Source organism: Leeuwenhoekiella nanhaiensis, from assembly GCF_002744755.1.
Classification (GTDB): Bacteria; Bacteroidota; Bacteroidia; order Flavobacteriales; family Flavobacteriaceae; genus Leeuwenhoekiella; species Leeuwenhoekiella nanhaiensis.
The window spans coordinates 278,235-294,131 of the sequence record NZ_KZ319288.1 but is presented as its reverse complement, the minus strand read 5'-3'; the positions used below and the strand labels follow the sequence as shown (position 1 = coordinate 294,131).

Sequence of the window (15,897 nt, the reverse complement as noted above, 5' to 3'; positions counted from 1 at the left end):
TTTCTATTTTTCAATTAAGTCTTTGAGGTTATAAGCGATCTTTTCGATTTTTATTTGGTTATCGCCCTTTAAGTCGTTTATGGTGACAATGAGTTCTTCAATTGGTTTAGAAGTTAATGGAAGTGTTTTCAGGTTACCATTATAGTTGAAAACAAGGGGAGATACAAGGTCTGAAGTTGTAAAGCTGCAATTTTCTGCAAAAAAGTCAATGGAACAAAGCAGTTTGTCTTTTTGAAAAACCTTTAGATCAAAAACAGGATGGTAGTTATTAGTGAAGCTTACCCGAATCGATTGCCCTTTAATATCTGTATCTGCAAACTTAACAGCTATGTCTTCGATTGGGTTTTCATCCCTAAAAAGTAGTATCAGTTTCTGATTCTCATATTTATAAAACCCATAATTTTGATAACTAACCTCTGAAATTCGAAGCCCACATATTGCCTTGCCCTCTTTTGTTATACTAATGACGTTAGTACTGTCGGGATAGCTTACTTTCCCTGAAACTTCAAGTAATACGCGCTGGTCAGCTAACAACATTATGATTTTACCATCTGCGGTTTCATATGTTTTCAAGATATCATTGCTTTGGCAGAAGTTGATTTGACTGCAAAGCAGTATAAAATAAAGGATACAGGTTTTGAGCAGACCGGGCTTGATGAACATAGAAGGTGTATCGAAGACTGGCATAAGCCGGTATTCAAAATTAAAATGAGTAGTTTCCTTGATCATAACACTATTTCATCTTTAGGCTTAGACCCAGTTTTTCCATTTTTTGAGCCTGCTCACCGGTCAATTGCGTTTCAGTCTCTGAGATAACATACTCCAGATGCTCAAATGCGCAAGTATATTCCCGGTGCTCTAAAAAATCTGAGATAATCAATTCGGCGTCTTGAATTCCGAGGCTTTTGGTATTCTTATTTGAATAGTTAGCTTTCCAATCATCCGTTAAAATCTCTTTGGTTAATTCTTTGATTTTGGTTTTGAGTGAATCAGCAAACATGAATTTTATATTTAAAGGTCCAGAGGGGAACTCTCAGCCCTACCAAAACCAATCTGTATTTATCTATTATAAATTTTATCCCAGGCTTTTTTACTCATAATCAATAAAGTTTCCTTTTGTAAATCAAATACCGAGACCGCTTTCTTACTCATCACAATATGTTGATTCCATTCCACATAATTTTTATAGAGTAATAAGGTGCAGATGTCAGTTGATGATATATGCTTCGTTACAATATGGGAATGCATTGTTGTAAGTATTTTTTCCGGATTCTCAGAGGATGCGTACGGAATTTGTAACATACTTTTGTGTATGCGCTCCTTCTTTACAAATTCATTGGTTTTAGTATAGTTTAGTTTGTAGTCGTTACCAATGAGCACTACACCATTGGTTTGAGGTCCGGTAAGCACAAATACGCTTCTCTGATTTTGATCGATAAGCGGTATAAAATTTAATGAGGTGTTTTCGTAGAAACTAAAAAAACCATCTTCATTTAAGGCAGCTTGATCTTTGGCATCCTGCCTTATTGTAATCAGGTCTTTTTCCAAATTAGTTGCCAATGGATTGAGCGTATCTACTTTAATAGGCTGTGGTTTCGGCAGGCTGTCAAACTCATATCTTACAAGAATCTCTTCAGGATTAAAGCGGCTGAAAAATATCGTGTTGATTTTGTGTTCATCGGTCTCATAAGACAGGTATCCTCCAACAGAGTCTATTTTCGTTTTAAATCGAGCTAAAAGGTCATCGGTGCCATACCAGGAGCCCTTTTCTAATCTAAATAGTAACTTACCTTCTTTTAAAATTTCGTCAGCTTCTTTACTCTGGCTATAGGTGAGGGTACTTAGAAGAAATACTACGAAAAAGAGCACTTTATGCATGATAGTGAATTTAAATATTTTTGAACTGAGCTGCTTCTAACTATAGATACACAGAATTACTTATATCAAGCCGTTATTTATTTCTGGATCAGGGTTAATCCAATATTGGACTTATGAACTCAGCTAATTTCTTTTCGTTAATTTTATTTACTTCATCCCAGGTCATATTAGCAGAAGGAAATGCTGAGCCGCGAATTAAATCAATAATTTTTTTGTTTTTGTCAATAAGATAAGCTGCCGGGTAGTCAAGCTTATTATTAAATCCACTAATCACAATTGAAGACTTATCAATTGGTTCATTTTCAGAGGGTATTAAATAAATACGCTTATCGTAATTACTAGCTATTTTTTTAAGTCCTTTTTCTTGTTCCCAAAAAGAACAAAAAGTTCTAATTCACCATCGTACTTTTTGGCCAGTTTATTCAGCGTCGGGATTTCACCCCAAAAGGGAGGACACCAGGTTGCTGAAGTCAGTAATAAAATGGGTTTGTCCATTTTATTGGTACTTAGAATCTCATTTTTAATTGTTTTAAAATTATAGTTAGACAGATATTTTCCTTTTATACATTCTTCTTAATTGTTCAAAGAGCTTTTTTGCTTTTTCGTTTTCCTTATCGGCCCAGGCTTGATTGATCTGCTTGTTAATATCCTCTACGCAAGTGTCAACAACATCTTTGTAATAGGTTTTAGTCTCGGTTTGAGCATAAAACGAAATGGTAAAGGTTAATGATAAAAAAAGTGAAATAAGCTTTATAATCTTTAAAAAAATGGGTTTGTATTAGAGATAGTAAGCGTTTTAGTGGTCATATGTTGCTCTGTAACTCAAAACCTCATCTTTTAAGTCATTTATCCCCTCGTTTAGAGTTTTGTAGTCACCTGAAGGGAACTCAATAAATTCTAAATTATAACTTCTTTTATACGATTCTTTAATTGCTGGATTTAAATCATCACCTGTTACTATATAGTGGGGGTGAGCACTTCTAGCTGAAATACTAGAGTTTTCAAGGATTAATTGTATATCAGGATCACTAAGTGAATACCCAAGGAATAAAATTGTATGGGTTAGAAATAGGGCTTCAAGCACTTTAAAAAAGTTACCGTGATCCTGTTTTTCCCTGAAATACTGAGAACGTGATAGAACAATTTTTGATGGATCAGAAACACAGCCGTGAATTTTTAAAATTAATCTAACAGGAGATCTTAAATCTGAAACAATATGATCTTCGTAGTATTTGCATATGTTATAACCGTCAATAGCAGACCCCTGTCGGCAGTATTTGTCATAAATGTCATCATAATTTGTAGTCACAACAATTTTAGGATCAATGTCTAATACAGATTCATGTATAGATGATTCTTTGTATCTAGGTCTTACAAGTTCTTCACGAATGTATGCTGAAAAATCAGCAGCAGGGACTCCGTGCAAAATTACTTCAGCAGCATCTAAATATTTTTCTGAGTTTATTAGATTGTCCACCGTAGTTTTATCACCTGTGGTCATCTTTGCTTTTAAGTCCTGTAGAAATTTATTCCACGTTGCGGGCGATTTAGTTCCATCAGCAGATATGGAACCAGCGGAAGCTCCTGACCCAATAAAAATAATGCATCTTCGAGATGCTAATTCGGCTGTAAGTGCTTTAGGCCAGTTCATGAATTGGGATTTAAATTGTATAAAATATTATTTGCAATAGAATCTATAATTTCTTCGTATTCAGCTTGTTGTTTGAATTGTGTGCCAACTAGTCCATCTGATGATTTGAGTTTCAGGATTGGAGATGATACTGATTGAGCCAATGGAATTAAACTATACAAATGCTTAACATCGCCAAGCTTCAAGTCATCTGAATTTAAATTCGTGGCGACAAATTGATTGAGTGATCTCGAAATCTCATCAGGAATCATGTTTATTATTTCTTCAAACGCTTTTGTTGGCCTTCTTACACCTTCTTTACTTTTCGTTATATATTGTTGGGAAGTGTAACCTATATATCCTTTTGCAATGGCTGGACTTAAAGCTATCTCGTATTGTTCTAGCCTGCCCGGGGTTCTATTTTGTGTTAACTCTAAAGAATTTGTATAGATTTTCATCCAAGAACTAAGCCAAGCAGATATGTTTCTAACTCCAAGGATGCTGAAAATATCGGTACCCATTGGTGTTATAAAATGTTGACAACCAATAAGGATACTTCTGTTTATAGAGCCGAGACTAGGGCCAAGATCAAAAAAAATGAAATCATACTGTCCTTTTAATTTGTCAACCAGGCTTTTATTCCAATTTGTTTTACGAATTCCTCCTAAGTCCCCCCCTTTTAACTCATGCCAAGCCGATCCTAGGCGGTCTTCGATAATAGAAAAAGTTGGATGACCAGGAATTAAATCCACATTAAATCTATTGGTGGATTTATTAATTGGTACGATAGTGTCGATTATTGAAGAGTCTCCGTCTTCAATTGGTTGTAAAACATCACTAATAGTTGTAATATTTTTATAATTTTCAGAATTATTGTCCCAGTATAAATCAGTTGCAAATTCTGAACCCATTATAAGTTGAGTAGCATTGCACTGGGGATCACAATCTACCACCAAAACCTTTTTGTTATGGTAATCGGCTAAATAATTAGCCAAATTACAGGTAAGGGTGGTTTTTCCCACTCCTCCTTTATTATTAAACATTGAAATTGTTTTCATATAGGTCGTATTTCTTTAGATTCTTCTAATAAATGTGAATTATGGGTTAAAAGCTTTAATTTCCGCTTTCTTATTAGCGTTAGCAATTTTCATTGGATTCGGAGTTAGTCAAATCCGCCGTAATAACAGTTACATCGTTGCCACTAATTTTTTCTTTTGCTGCTCTCATATCTTTCTCGGTTTTATTATTAAAGATGTCTATCAAATCACTCCAAAAAACAATCAATGACATTAGAAAATTGGCAAAATCAGATAGTGTTTTTACACTAATTGGTTTGTCAATTAATTTTAAGTTCTCAAAATAGGCTTCAAAATTTTCATCGTAATGAGCTCCGGCCTTATTTCTGAATGTTGCTATTATTTTATCGTATTTATGCTCTTTCTTAAGCTTCCTTAAATTTTGAGTAATTACTTTATATCTATGTTCCAATTGTGGAAAGTCAGATTTTATTAAACTATGTATTTCCTTCTGATGTTTTCCAAAGGTTTTTACTGATTCGTAAATAACAACAAATCCGTTTTTTAAATAAAATTTTCTTTCCCAATGAGTGTCACAATCAACAAGTCCTCTTAAAGATGAAGCTATATCAAGAAAACAAGAGGTGAAAAAGCATATAAATTTTATATGTTTAATAACTTCTTCAATACTAGATTGTGCAACACTTGTATTCCCCTTAACTGCACCACTTTCTAAAAAGCCCAGTAATTGGTAGGATTCAGTCAATTCATTTTCATAGTGTTTGATATGAAAAAGGATGTCTTTGCTAGTATACATTTTAGGGAGCGTGAAAATTAATAGAATTAATTATATAAACTTACCAAACGAATTATTATATCCATTTGAAAGCATTAGTAAACAGATACTTATAACATTATAACCGTAAATATAACTATCCCCGCCAACTTCCCCTTACGGAAATCCTCATTCTAACCTAAAAACCTTATAAAATCCCCCGGGCTTTGATCTCCAGGTATTTGTTGATGGTGTTTACGGTAAGGTCTTCGGGTTTGGTAAGTACGGTTTGTATGCCATGGCGTTCCAGTTCTTTAACCATACGTTTTTTCTCATAGTCCATTTTCTGGGCGATGGTCTTGTGGTAAATCTCAGGGGTGTTTGCGGCCTTTTTAGCGATCAGTTCGGTAAGCTCGGTGTTTTCAAAAAAGATCACGACCAGTACGTGCTTTTGAGCCAGGCCTTTGAGGTAGGGGAGTTGGCGCTGCAGGGCGCTTTCGTGTTCAAAATTGGTATACAGCAACAACAGGCTGCGGTGGGTGATTTTACGTTTGACTTCGGCATACAGACGGCCAAAATCACTGTCGAGAAAACGGGTTTGTATGGAGTACAACACCTCGAAAATGGTATTGAGGTGGGTTTTTTTACTGCTGGCAGCCAGATGGTTGATGATCGTGTTGCTAAAGGTAATCAGCCCCGTTTTATCGTTCTTTTTAAGCGCCACATTGCTAAAGGCCAAAGTCGAGTTTATGGCGTAATCCAGCAGGGTAAGGCCTTCAAAGGGCATTTTCATCACCCGGCTGGCATCGATGATCGAGTAGATGGGCTGGGATTTCTCATCCTGAAACTGGTTGACCATCAGATCGCCGCGTTTGGCAGTAGCCTTCCAGTTGATGGTGCGCACATCATCGCCGCTTACGTAGTCTTTTATCTGTTCAAACTCCATCGTATGACCTATACGGCGTATTTTCTTAAGGCCAAACTGGGTCAGTTTGTTGTCTATGGCCAGAAAGGCATATTTTTTCATCTGTATAAACGACGGATAGACTTTTACCGGCTGCCCGTTGTCAAACACATAGCGGCGCTTCACCAGCTTTATGGGGCTCGTTACAAAAACATTCAACCGCCCAAAGGTATATACCCCGCGTTCTACCGGGCGTAGGCCGTAGGTAATTCGGTTTTTTTCACCCGCTGAGATGCTTCCGGTTTTGAGAAAGTCCCGTTTTTGAAACTGTACCGGGATCTCGTCAATCACTTCAAAAGCGACTTTAAAGGGATAGCGGTTGGTGAGTTGCAAGGGCACCTCATTGACATCTGAATTGGAAAATTTCTCGGGGAGTTTTCGCGTAGCGCTAATGCCTTCCTTTTTCTTGTAGAGGGTGATCGCGTCAAAAAGTACGGCGATTCCCAGCAGCAGCATCCCTACCGAAGCGATGGGAAACAGGCTGTGGTTCCAGTACGAAAACAGGAACAGCACCACCAGCGCGCTCAGCACGTAAAAGACCCTACGGTCAAAATACAGACTTTTTATGAAGGCTATAAGGCGCACTAGCGGGGTACTTCTACAGATTGAACAAGCATATCAATCACCGTTTCGGGCGTCATCCCTTCCATTTCGCGTTCGGGCGAAAGGATTACTCTATGCCGCAATACCGGCGTTACCGAGCGTTTTACATCTTCGGGCGTTACAAAGTCGCGGCCGTTGATGGCTGCAAAAGCTTTAGCCGACTTTAAAATCGCCAGGGAAGCACGTGGCGAACCACCCAAATACAAATGCGGATGCGTTCTCGATTTTACCGTGATCTGCGCGATGTAGTTGAGTATTTTTTCTTCGACCAAAACCTGACCCGTCTGCTCCCGGAATTCCTGAAGCTTCGCCGGAGTGAGAACCGCATCGATTACCGCGGTGGCCGCGCCACTCAGCTGATTCTGACTTTTTAGAATCGCGATCTCATCTTCCAGATCAGGGTAGGTCACCTTGATTTTGAAAAGGAAACGGTCGAGCTGGGCTTCGGGAAGGGCATAGGTACCTTCCTGCTCGATGGGGTTTTGGGTGGCGAGAACCATAAAAGGTTTTTCCAGGTCATACTGAGTCCCGTCTATGGTGATCTGGCGTTCTTCCATCACCTCAAAAAGCGCAGCCTGGGTTTTGGCCGGCGCACGGTTAATCTCGTCAATCAGCACAATGTTTGAGAAAATAGGCCCGTGTTTAAATTCAAAATTGCTGGTTTGCATATTGAGCACCGAAGTTCCCAAAACGTCACTCGGCATCAAATCTGGCGTAAACTGAATACGGCTAAATCCGGTACTTAGGGTTTTGGCAAACAGCTTGGCGGTTACCGTCTTGGCGATTCCGGGTACGCCTTCAATAAGCACGTGACCATCAGCAAGCAGGGCGACGATAAGCAGTTCTACAAACTCGTGCTGGCCTACGATTACTTTGGCCAGTTCGGCTTTAAGTGCGACAACCGAGTCGCGCAACTCATCAAGCGGTATGCGGTTTTGAAACTCCAGGTTTTCAGAATCCGATGTTTCTTGTGAAGCTACCGGAGTTTGCTCAGGCGTGTTTTGCGGGGTTTCTTCCGGGTTATGTTCAGGCGTTTGCCCGTTTTCTAAAGGCGTTGAATCTTCCATCAATGGGTAGTTTTAAAATTTTCAATCAGGCTGTTGAGGCGTATGAGTTCGTCTTCACTCAATTCGGCCTTTTGCCTGATGGTTACGATATAATCTATAGTATTTTGAACCATGTCGAGGGGCTTTCCGCTTTTCGCCGTGAGGCGCTCTATAAAATCACGGTTAAGCCGGTCTGTCGCCAAAACATAAGTGCTGCGCAGGTATTCCATAAAATGGTTGATCTGGTGCGTGGCGATCTGGCGGTTTTCTTTTTTATCTAAATACATCCCGGCAATGGTGCGGGTATAGTCAAGGGTGTTGTTAGGCAAAGGCTTGATCACGGGGATGCTGCGCTGTTTGCGCTTGCCTTCAAAGATGACCCAGATCAGGGCACCCAGCAACAGCGTGTACCAGGACCATTTGAGGTATTTGTTTGTCAGAATCAAAAACAGCGGCGACACGGCGATGGTCTTGCTGTTTTTATAGTATTGATCGAGGTAAATGGTACCGTCTTTAGGCAAATAGGACAAAACGTTTGCCGTATAGTCTGCATTGCTGTCGTGCAGCATAAAGTAGTTGGTAAAAGCCTGCGGAAAGGTGCTCAGAATGATCTCGCCTTTTTCAAAAGGCAGTTTGATGAAATTGACTTTGGGTTTTTTAATACGGGTGGAATCTTCGTCGCGAATGATGTCTGCAACTCCCAGAACGGTAGTATTTAAAGTGTCGATTTTATTAAAATAGGCTATAGAATAATCCTTGTCTAAAATATACGGAAGCTTGCCGCGTAGCGCCGGATTGCTCAGGTTTACGAGCGGGCGTTTGATCAGATCGTCGTTGTCGTAAGTATATTCGCTTTCCAGATTTAGGGTGTCTTCCAAAACTTCACCAAAGCCATCAGAAGCCATAAACAACGTATTGCCCTGAGCTACCCAGTTGAGCAGTTTTCGGGTTTCAAACTCATCGTTATAGATATACGAGTTTACAAAGAAATAGGTGCCTTTGGGCTGATTGAGGCTATCCATCAAAAACTCATAAGGCGGAATGTTGACTTCCTCGAGCCGGTCTTCCTCAATGAGCGAGGAGAGCTGCTCGTAAAATACATAGGTGCCGAAGGGAATCTTATCCTGCTTTCCATACGACTCATACCAGTTTAGAGGCTCTTTTTGAGAAGCTTCGGCATAGACCAGAAGACCCAAAAACACGATCAGCAAACCGGCGAGTATTTTATAGCGCTTACTCATAAGGTGTTGATGCTCTTTTTAAACTCGGTTTCTGCTTTAGCAAAATCGGTTTCGTTTACTTCAAAATTCCCATACCAGATAAAATCATATACCCGTGTGAGCCGGGTAAAGGTATTGCGCAAGCCGGCGTCTTTGAGCTCGTACACATAATCGGCATTGGTCTTTTGCACTTCCCAGTCAATGAGTTCTTTTTGCGCCAGTTTTTGCAGCAACAGCAAATAGTAAAAACGCACGGCCAGACGGTAATTCTTTTCGCGAAGCGCGGCTTCTATGAGTTCGTCAATATTTTGATTTTCGATGATTTCCTGTTCATCGGTAAGGATTACTTTATTGAGGTCAGGGCCTTTAAGCGGCGAACCACCCAGATCAACTTTCATAAACAACCAGACCAACAGGGCGACCACCCCGGCAATCAGTAAATAGGGGAGTGCGCGAACCAGAAATCCAAAGAATCCGGTAGCTTCCTCTCCCTGAAGAATCCAGTTAATAAATTGGCGCCAGATATCATTAATCCAGGCTTTAAAGCGCGTCCAGATATTGTCTGGTGCTTCTTCTTCCACATAGTCAAATTCTTCCTGAGCCGTATAGTTTTCAATCTGATCGGTATCAAATTTTAAAGGTGTGGCGGGAGTCTTATCGTATTCTATTTCCTGAACAATTTTCGGTTTTTCAACCACAGTGGAATCCTGTGCCATCGCGATATTTTGCAGGCCAATACATACAACTATGTAGAAGAAAATCTTACGCATTAGCGGTCTGTACCTATGCTGTCAATGGTTTCAAAAGCCCCGGTTTGATTGGCTTTTTCGTTTAAATGATAATAGATAAAGGCAAGACCAATGGGATAGATCGCAGCGATTATATACTGTGCGGCTGACGAAATCACATTGAGGGTGATAGACACCCAGTCTACCAGACTGCTCATATCGCCTGCTGAAATTTCGGCTGCTGAAGTTAATCCCTTGATGATTCCGTAAATGGTTGCCGGCAAGGCAAAAACAACGTTGGCAACACCTAAAATCAGGCTGAGAACGAAAATAGTGGCAAAGGTCATCCACCATTCGCCTTTAATGAGTTTAAAACAGTCTGAAATTACATCACCCACCGGTTTGTTTTCAAAAACCAGCATAGCCCAGCCCAAAGAAAGCGGGATAGCGAGGTAAATACCAGGTAGCACACAGAGCATTAATCCAAAAAATACAATGATGGCAATAAGAAAGGTCAGGGAAATCAGCGAACCGAGTTTAGAACGTACTTCAGATTTGAGTACTTCCTGATCTACAGTGCCGTGGTTTTCAATATAAAGCCTGATGTAGCCCAGCACTGTGCCGTACATAACCCCATAGTAAAACAAGGCGGTTAATAACAGAAAAAATACGGGTATCAGTATATTTGCCGCGCTAAACATACCATAGCTAAACGGATTAAATTCTGCTGAAATACTAGCGTAATAGGCAGCCGCCGCGACCAGTAAAATAAAAGGAATGATCGCGTTGCGCACCAAAGCTTTAAAAAGGCCTTTGTATTCCTGTCTTACAAATTTGAACGTATCGCTCAGGGTCTCACCGAGTTCGCGTTGTCTTTTAAAATTAATGTAATTGTTCATCGATAGATTCTTGGTGTTTTTTGTTAGCTATTCGGGGGTATAGGACGTAATAAAACAGAATTAGTAACAGCGAAAGGCTGATGATCATAATCGCAAGCCAGTCCGGCATTTCGGTGTGGCGGGTCACAAATCCCTCGAGAAATCCTGCAATAATAAAAAATGGAATGGTACTGACCACGATTTTGAGTCCGTCTTTCATTTTCCGTTTAAATGATTCGAGTCTGCTGTAGGTGCCGGGAAATAAAATACCGCTACCTAGAACCAAACCCGCCGCACCGGCAATCACAATCACCGAAATCTCAATGGTACCGTGTATCCAGATAGTGCGTACCGACTCCCACAGGAATCCCTTTTCGTAGAAAAAATACTGAAAAGAGCCGAGCATTACGCCATTGCGCATCATTATATATAAGGAACCTAAACTTAAAAAAATGCCGTAAATAAAAGCCATCAGGGCTACTTTGATGTTGTTAACGGTGATCCCCAGAAACATTTCGATCTCATTCATCTCCTTATAGACCCGCATTGGGTCACCACGTTCCATATTTTCAAGCGTCATATTTACATAACCATCACCCAGAATACTGCGCACGTAAGCCCCGTCTGTTGCGGCACTGTACGCGCCAACGATGCAAAAAAGAGCAAAAACCAGAAACGAAAGCAGGAGTTCACGCTGGTAACCGTACATCAGCAGCGGAAATTCTTCCGTAAAAAAGGTGATAAACCGGCGGCTTGATTCCCGTTTAGTCTTATAGATTTTTTGATGCGATCTGGAAGCCAGATAATTGAGGTATTGCGTGGTCTTACTTTCGGGATAGAAGGTGCGTGAGTAGCTCAGGTGGTCTGTAACTTCAAGATATAAGGCCGAAAGTTCATCGGGCGTCAGCTCGTTGTTATTCCCCAACAATACGTTTTCAAATCTTAACCATTTATCTTTATTTTGCCTCACGAAAGCAGCCTCGCGCATAGTTTTGGGTTTTAAAATGAATTCTGAAGTATTTCGGACTCTGCCCAAGCATTCAGAACAGCTTTCTCAAATTTTAAATAACCGTAGGGCAGTAATTTAAGCTAACATACTGTTTTGAGGCAAGCTTTGGGACCTATAAATCCCGATTTTCGAGTAAAGAAAAAGAATTCATGGATAACTTTCAAATTGAAACCGCACAAAATATCAGCATTCAGCAACAGGTTGCGGGCATTGGCGATCGCATACTCGCTTATATCATTGATGCTCTGCTATTAATAGGTTATTGGATCATTTCACTCTTTCTTGTATCGGCTTTTGGGTTAGACACTAACGAAAGCAGCTCAATCATGATCTATTTTATGATCATTGGGATTCCTTCTTTTCTGTACTTTCTGCTTTTTGAAGCCTTCTGGGACGGGCGTACACCGGGCAAGTCGGCCATTGGTTTGCGTGTGGTGAAGTTAGACGGTTCTAAACCCGGTTTTGGAAGCTACTTTGTACGCTGGCTGATGCGTATTATCGATATTAGTTTTAGCAGTGGCGGGATTGCGGTTTTTACCATTTTGCTGAACGGAAAAGGACAGCGTTTGGGGGATATCGCTGCCGAGACCACCGTAGTAAATGAGCGTAAAAAGGTCACTTTAGGGCAGACCTTATTAGAAAACATCCCTGAAGATTATGTACCTAAATATCCGCAGGTAACTGTATTCACCGATGCCGATGTGCAGAAAATCAAAACGGTTTACAGCAAAGCGAAACGGGAAAGTAAACACAATGTCATTTTAAAGCTCAGTGAAAAAGTGAGCAAAACCATGCAGGTAACGCCTGATGAAACGCCGTTTGCTTTTATAGACCGCGTGCTTAAGGATTATAACTACTACACACGCGAATAATGGAATCTATTGCTGACATCATTGATATTCTGGGAACCATTGCATTCGCGATTTCGGGTGTGATCACGGCGACCAAAAAGCGTATGGATCTCTTCGGTATCCTTATTGTCGCTACGGTAACGTCAGTGGGCGGTGGCACGCTGCGGGATTTGTTAATCGGCAAAACTCCGGTAGGCTGGTTGCTCAATACGACTTTTGTCTATACGATTTTGGTTACCACAGTTGTTGGAGTGGTTTTTAGAAAACAACTGCACTACGTACGCAAGTCGCTGTTTTTGTTTGATACCATCGGGATCGCCCTATATACCATCACCGGTGTGCAAATGGGTATACTCATTGATTTGCATCCGGCTATTTGCGTGGCTTTGGGGACCATAACCGCTTGTTTTGGAGGGGTGATTCGGGATATTTTGTGCAATGAAATCCCGGTGATTTTTAGAAAAGAAATTTATGCCAGTGCCTGTATTTTAGGAGGTGTGGTTTATATAGGTCTTATGCATTTTGGAGCAACAGCCGGAGTTACGGCGGTAATTGCCGGACTTACCGTGATTGTGGTACGTACCCTGGCGGTGGTTTATGAACTGCAATTACCCAGTATTTATTCTCAGGCGGAGCGCGAGGAAATCAATTAGATTATGGGAAAGCAATTACCGGAGCTGACCAATCAGCTTATCAAATTCATCGAAGAGCAGCATATCTTTTTTGTGGGTACGGCAGCTGCCGAAGGACGTGTAAATGTTTCCCCTAAAGGAATGGATACGTTTGCCATGCTTGATGCTAAGGAGGTCATTTGGCTCAATCTGACCGGAAGTGGAAATGAGACGGCCGCACATCTGCTGAAGGATTCGCGGATGACGATCATGTTTTGTTCGTTTGACCGTAAACCGCTTATTCTGCGATTATACGGCAAAGCCGAAATGTACCATCCGCGGGATGCAGCTTTTGAATCCTATATAAAGTATTTTGGCGATACCGAAGGTGCCCGCCAGATTTATAAACTGAAGATTGATATGGTTCAAACTTCCTGCGGTTTTGCAGTACCGTTTATGGAATACAAGGGGGAGCGCGAAACCCTAAAAACCTGGGCAACTGAAAAAGGCGACACCGGAATCAAAGACTACTGGACCGAGAAAAACCAAACAAGCATTGACGGTTTTGAAACCGGGATTTTTGAGTGATTACTTAATCAACAAAGGTTTCTTTGATAATTGCCTTACATTGGGTAATCTCAGAAGTGTGAAGTTTACCAATAACTTTGATAACACGTATTCTATCAACTGTACGAATCTGATCTAAAGCAATCATTACTCTTTTGTTATTGTAGTTTACCTCCACCCTTGTAGGATATGCTTTTACATTTGTAGTCATTGGGGCAATGACTACTGTTTTTAGGTGCTTATTCATTTCATTTGGAGAAATAATCGCACATGGCCTTGTTTTTTGTATTTCGCTGCCAACAGTAGGGTCTAAATTGACAAGAATTATCGCGTACTGCTTCAGTTCCATTCGTCGAGATCTTCGTCTTCAAAAACATCATTCAAAAGTAATACGTCATCGCCTTCCAGGTGCATTTCCTTAAAAGCTTCTTCCCAATTTTTTCTGGGTTCATCAATAGGCTTTAGTATAATATGCCCTTTCTCCAGAATCAATTCCACTTTGTCTTTAATGTTATATTTCTCAAGTATAGTTTTACTTAACCGTAGCCCTTTAGAGTTTCCAATTTGAATGATTGATGTTTCCATAAGATAGAATTTAGGAATTACAAAGTAATTACATTTTTCAATTCAAACAAAATATTCCGAAAAACTTTAATTTACTACCGCAGAGAATTCAATTTCAAGAAGAAAATAATCAAATTAAATTAACTGAAAGCCAAAGCATTACTTAATCAACTCAACTTTTTCCAGATAAATATTTTCAATAGGCCATTCATTATCATCAACTTCCACCTTGTTAATTTGATCTACCACGTCCATTCCTTTGGTCACACGGCCAAACACGGTATGCTCGCCATCCAGATGATGGGCGCCCCGTTCGGGCACAACAATAAACCACTCAAAAGGGGAGGAGGCATCGCTGATGTTTTGCTCGGTATATTTCGCAGCCGAAAAAGCGCCGCGTACGTGCGGGTGCGCCGGTGAAGCTTCGTTAGGAATCAGGTAATTACCAATTCGCATCCGTTTGCGCGGTGTTTCATACCCGTCGCTGTTACCACCCTGCACGACAAAATCAAGCGCATTGCGGTGTATCATGGTATCTTCAAAATAACCCTGCTTCACCAAAAGGATAAAGTTGGCTCTGTGTAAAGGTGTGTCCCGGAATAATTCAATTTCAATATCCCCGTACTTGGTCGTAATGCGCACGCGGTTTTCAGGATTTTTTTTGCCGTATTCGGTGAGAAAAGGAATGAGTTCGGCCTGTGACTCTATGATAGAACCGGCTTTTTTCTTAAGTTTTTCGTTCTGAGCTTTAGCCTTATCTTCGGCCGTGCTGTCCCTGGTTTTTTCGGTAACCTCGGTTTGTGTTTCCTTTTCCTTAGATTTTTTATCTTCACAGCCCGCCATTACAAGGACTAAAGCAAGAAGACTTAAACGTATATACTGACGCATAGATGCAGTTTGAAGAATTTTTAAAACAGATTTCAAAATTAAGCATTTTGGACTTACCGGGGCAAGAGGCTCATTATCTGATGGCTCCTGAAGAGCGCATTCAACAACTTTCCAAATTAGATATCGAAAAACGGAAACCCCGGGAGGCCGGTGTTATGGCTGTTTTTTATCCGGATTCCCAGGGCGAAACCACGCTGGTGCTTATTTTACGCCGCACCTACAAAGGGGTGCACAGCAATCAGGTGGGCTTTCCCGGAGGCAAGGCAGAGCCTGTAGATGCTGATTTGGAAGCCACAGCGTTACGGGAGACCGAAGAGGAGGTAGGTCTAAAAGCCGAAGATATTAGGGTGCTTAAAAAACTTACGCGTTTGTACATCCCACCCAGTAATTTTTGGGTACAACCCTATATAGGTGTTGTAGACTATACGCCAGAGTTTATTCCCGAAGAAGCTGAAGTAGCAGCCATACTTGAAGTCCCTTTAACTGCTTTTCTTTCTGAAGACAGCCTCATCAGGCGACAGATTGACACCTCATACGGCAGTATGATTGATGTGCCCGCTTTTGACCTTGCAGGTCATGTGGTTTGGGGAGCTACGGCGATGATGCTGAGCGAAATCAAATGGGTACTACAGCAAATAGATGCGTTTTAAGGCGCATATTCGTTACATT

The 15,897-nt window shown here is 40.8% G+C and carries 21 protein-coding genes; 4 read left to right on the top strand and 17 right to left on the bottom strand.

Annotated features, from left to right (window positions below):
• Positions 1-3: 3 nt before the first annotated feature.
• From CJ305_RS05005 to CJ305_RS04945, 14 genes are all read right to left on the bottom strand, one after another.
• The gene (locus CJ305_RS05005; protein WP_099645154.1) at positions 4-729 is read right to left on the bottom strand and encodes a hypothetical protein; all 726 of its coding nucleotides are present in this window, start codon (positions 727-729) and stop codon (positions 4-6) included.
• A gap of 4 nt (positions 730-733) precedes the next feature.
• Positions 734-1,000: a hypothetical protein gene (locus tag CJ305_RS05000; protein WP_099645153.1), complete on the bottom strand. Its 267-nt coding sequence runs from the start codon at positions 998-1,000 to the stop codon at positions 734-736.
• A 59-nt stretch (positions 1,001-1,059) separates the two neighbouring features.
• Positions 1,060-1,878, bottom strand: a complete 819-nt coding sequence (locus tag CJ305_RS04995; protein WP_099645152.1) for a hypothetical protein — start codon at positions 1,876-1,878, stop codon at positions 1,060-1,062.
• Positions 1,879-1,972: 94 nt separating this feature from the next.
• A complete protein-coding gene (locus CJ305_RS04990; RefSeq protein WP_099645151.1) occupies positions 1,973-2,152 on the bottom strand; it encodes a hypothetical protein in 180 nt (59 codons plus the stop codon).
• Positions 2,153-2,220: 68 nt separating this feature from the next.
• A complete protein-coding gene (locus CJ305_RS19430; RefSeq protein ID WP_189319390.1) occupies positions 2,221-2,373 on the bottom strand; it encodes a TlpA family protein disulfide reductase in 153 nt (50 codons plus the stop codon).
• A gap of 301 nt (positions 2,374-2,674) precedes the next feature.
• Positions 2,675-3,529: an SIR2 family NAD-dependent protein deacylase gene (locus CJ305_RS04985; protein WP_099645150.1), complete on the bottom strand. Its 855-nt coding sequence runs from the start codon at positions 3,527-3,529 to the stop codon at positions 2,675-2,677.
• Complete coding sequence (locus CJ305_RS04980; RefSeq protein ID WP_099645149.1) at positions 3,526-4,566, bottom strand: ParA family protein; 1,041 nt, start codon at positions 4,564-4,566, stop codon at positions 3,526-3,528. Before CJ305_RS04980 ends, CJ305_RS04985 begins: the two co-directional genes overlap by 4 nt.
• Positions 4,567-4,645: 79 nt before the next feature.
• Positions 4,646-5,341 carry a hypothetical protein gene (locus tag CJ305_RS04975; RefSeq protein ID WP_099645148.1) on the bottom strand — a complete coding sequence of 232 codons (696 nt, stop codon included), beginning with the start codon at positions 5,339-5,341 and terminating at the stop codon, positions 4,646-4,648.
• Between the two features lie 166 nt (positions 5,342-5,507).
• A complete protein-coding gene (locus CJ305_RS04970) occupies positions 5,508-6,848 on the bottom strand; it encodes a DUF58 domain-containing protein (RefSeq protein ID WP_189319389.1) in 1,341 nt (446 codons plus the stop codon).
• A complete protein-coding gene (locus CJ305_RS04965) occupies positions 6,848-7,933 on the bottom strand; it encodes an AAA family ATPase (RefSeq protein ID WP_099645147.1) in 1,086 nt (361 codons plus the stop codon). Before CJ305_RS04965 ends, CJ305_RS04970 begins: the two co-directional genes overlap by 1 nt.
• Positions 7,933-9,153: a DUF4350 domain-containing protein gene (locus CJ305_RS04960; RefSeq protein WP_099645146.1), complete on the bottom strand. Its 1,221-nt coding sequence runs from the start codon at positions 9,151-9,153 to the stop codon at positions 7,933-7,935. Before CJ305_RS04960 ends, CJ305_RS04965 begins: the two co-directional genes overlap by 1 nt.
• A complete protein-coding gene (locus CJ305_RS04955) occupies positions 9,150-9,902 on the bottom strand; it encodes a DUF4129 domain-containing protein (protein WP_099645145.1) in 753 nt (250 codons plus the stop codon). Before CJ305_RS04955 ends, CJ305_RS04960 begins: the two co-directional genes overlap by 4 nt.
• Positions 9,902-10,759 (bottom strand): YciC family protein, encoded by an 858-nt coding sequence (locus CJ305_RS04950; RefSeq protein ID WP_099645144.1) that lies wholly within the window; start codon positions 10,757-10,759, stop codon positions 9,902-9,904. The genes CJ305_RS04955 and CJ305_RS04950 overlap by 1 nt, the downstream gene beginning before the upstream one ends.
• A complete protein-coding gene (locus tag CJ305_RS04945; protein ID WP_099645143.1) occupies positions 10,743-11,726 on the bottom strand; it encodes a stage II sporulation protein M in 984 nt (327 codons plus the stop codon). Before CJ305_RS04945 ends, CJ305_RS04950 begins: the two co-directional genes overlap by 17 nt.
• A 170-nt stretch (positions 11,727-11,896) precedes the next feature.
• On the opposite strand from CJ305_RS04945, the gene CJ305_RS04940 reads away from it, so the two are divergent.
• Genes CJ305_RS04940 through CJ305_RS04930 form a run of 3 tightly spaced genes read left to right on the top strand, consistent with a single transcriptional unit; the run spans position 11,897 to position 13,797 of the window.
• Entirely contained in the window at positions 11,897-12,619 is a 723-nt protein-coding gene (locus CJ305_RS04940) for an RDD family protein (protein WP_099645142.1), read from the top strand.
• On the top strand, positions 12,619-13,251 hold the full coding sequence (locus CJ305_RS04935) for a trimeric intracellular cation channel family protein (protein WP_099645141.1): 633 nt from the start codon (positions 12,619-12,621) through the stop codon (positions 13,249-13,251). The genes CJ305_RS04940 and CJ305_RS04935 overlap by 1 nt, the downstream gene beginning before the upstream one ends.
• 3 nt (positions 13,252-13,254) lie before the next feature.
• Positions 13,255-13,797 carry a pyridoxamine 5'-phosphate oxidase family protein gene (locus CJ305_RS04930; RefSeq protein WP_099645140.1) on the top strand — a complete coding sequence of 181 codons (543 nt, stop codon included), beginning with the start codon at positions 13,255-13,257 and terminating at the stop codon, positions 13,795-13,797.
• 4 nt (positions 13,798-13,801) lie between these two features.
• On the opposite strand, the gene CJ305_RS04925 is transcribed toward CJ305_RS04930, so the two are convergent.
• The 3 genes from CJ305_RS04925 to CJ305_RS04915 form a co-directional block, all read right to left on the bottom strand.
• Positions 13,802-14,125, bottom strand: coding sequence for a type II toxin-antitoxin system PemK/MazF family toxin (locus CJ305_RS04925; RefSeq protein ID WP_099645139.1), 324 nt, complete (start codon positions 14,123-14,125; stop codon positions 13,802-13,804).
• Entirely contained in the window at positions 14,116-14,361 is a 246-nt protein-coding gene (locus CJ305_RS04920) for an AbrB/MazE/SpoVT family DNA-binding domain-containing protein (RefSeq protein ID WP_099645138.1), read from the bottom strand. Before CJ305_RS04920 ends, CJ305_RS04925 begins: the two co-directional genes overlap by 10 nt.
• Before the next feature lie 138 nt (positions 14,362-14,499).
• A complete protein-coding gene (locus CJ305_RS04915; RefSeq protein ID WP_099645137.1) occupies positions 14,500-15,228 on the bottom strand; it encodes a peptidylprolyl isomerase in 729 nt (242 codons plus the stop codon).
• 2 nt (positions 15,229-15,230) lie between these two features.
• On the opposite strand from CJ305_RS04915, the gene CJ305_RS04910 reads away from it, so the two are divergent.
• Positions 15,231-15,878 carry an NUDIX hydrolase gene (locus CJ305_RS04910; RefSeq protein ID WP_099645136.1) on the top strand — a complete coding sequence of 216 codons (648 nt, stop codon included), beginning with the start codon at positions 15,231-15,233 and terminating at the stop codon, positions 15,876-15,878.
• The last annotated feature ends 19 nt before the right edge of the window (positions 15,879-15,897 follow it).

Bases quoted from the DNA above. Each gene is read 5' to 3' on its own strand.
- CJ305_RS05005 (WP_099645154.1), bottom strand. From the start codon at position 729: ATGATCAAGGAAACTACTCATTTTAATTTTGAATACCGGCTTATGCCA.
- CJ305_RS05000 (WP_099645153.1), bottom strand. From the start codon at position 1,000: ATGTTTGCTGATTCACTCAAAACCAAAATCAAAGAATTAACCAAAGAG.
- CJ305_RS04995 (WP_099645152.1), bottom strand. From the start codon at position 1,878: ATGCATAAAGTGCTCTTTTTCGTAGTATTTCTTCTAAGTACCCTCACC.
- CJ305_RS19430 (WP_189319390.1), bottom strand. From the start codon at position 2,373: ATGGACAAACCCATTTTATTACTGACTTCAGCAACCTGGTGTCCTCCC.
- CJ305_RS04985 (WP_099645150.1), bottom strand. From the start codon at position 3,529: ATGAACTGGCCTAAAGCACTTACAGCCGAATTAGCATCTCGAAGATGC.
- CJ305_RS04980 (WP_099645149.1), bottom strand. From the start codon at position 4,566: ATGAAAACAATTTCAATGTTTAATAATAAAGGAGGAGTGGGAAAAACC.
- CJ305_RS04975 (WP_099645148.1), bottom strand. From the start codon at position 5,341: ATGTATACTAGCAAAGACATCCTTTTTCATATCAAACACTATGAAAAT.
- CJ305_RS04965 (WP_099645147.1), bottom strand. From the start codon at position 7,933: ATGGAAGATTCAACGCCTTTAGAAAACGGGCAAACGCCTGAACATAAC.
- CJ305_RS04960 (WP_099645146.1), bottom strand. From the start codon at position 9,153: ATGAGTAAGCGCTATAAAATACTCGCCGGTTTGCTGATCGTGTTTTTG.
- CJ305_RS04955 (WP_099645145.1), bottom strand. From the start codon at position 9,902: ATGCGTAAGATTTTCTTCTACATAGTTGTATGTATTGGCCTGCAAAAT.
- CJ305_RS04950 (WP_099645144.1), bottom strand. From the start codon at position 10,759: ATGAACAATTACATTAATTTTAAAAGACAACGCGAACTCGGTGAGACC.
- CJ305_RS04945 (WP_099645143.1), bottom strand. From the start codon at position 11,726: ATGCGCGAGGCTGCTTTCGTGAGGCAAAATAAAGATAAATGGTTAAGA.
- CJ305_RS04940 (WP_099645142.1), top strand. From the start codon at position 11,897: ATGGATAACTTTCAAATTGAAACCGCACAAAATATCAGCATTCAGCAA.
- CJ305_RS04935 (WP_099645141.1), top strand. From the start codon at position 12,619: ATGGAATCTATTGCTGACATCATTGATATTCTGGGAACCATTGCATTC.
- CJ305_RS04930 (WP_099645140.1), top strand. From the start codon at position 13,255: ATGGGAAAGCAATTACCGGAGCTGACCAATCAGCTTATCAAATTCATC.
- CJ305_RS04925 (WP_099645139.1), bottom strand. From the start codon at position 14,125: ATGGAACTGAAGCAGTACGCGATAATTCTTGTCAATTTAGACCCTACT.
- CJ305_RS04920 (WP_099645138.1), bottom strand. From the start codon at position 14,361: ATGGAAACATCAATCATTCAAATTGGAAACTCTAAAGGGCTACGGTTA.
- CJ305_RS04915 (WP_099645137.1), bottom strand. From the start codon at position 15,228: ATGCGTCAGTATATACGTTTAAGTCTTCTTGCTTTAGTCCTTGTAATG.
- CJ305_RS04910 (WP_099645136.1), top strand. From the start codon at position 15,231: ATGCAGTTTGAAGAATTTTTAAAACAGATTTCAAAATTAAGCATTTTG.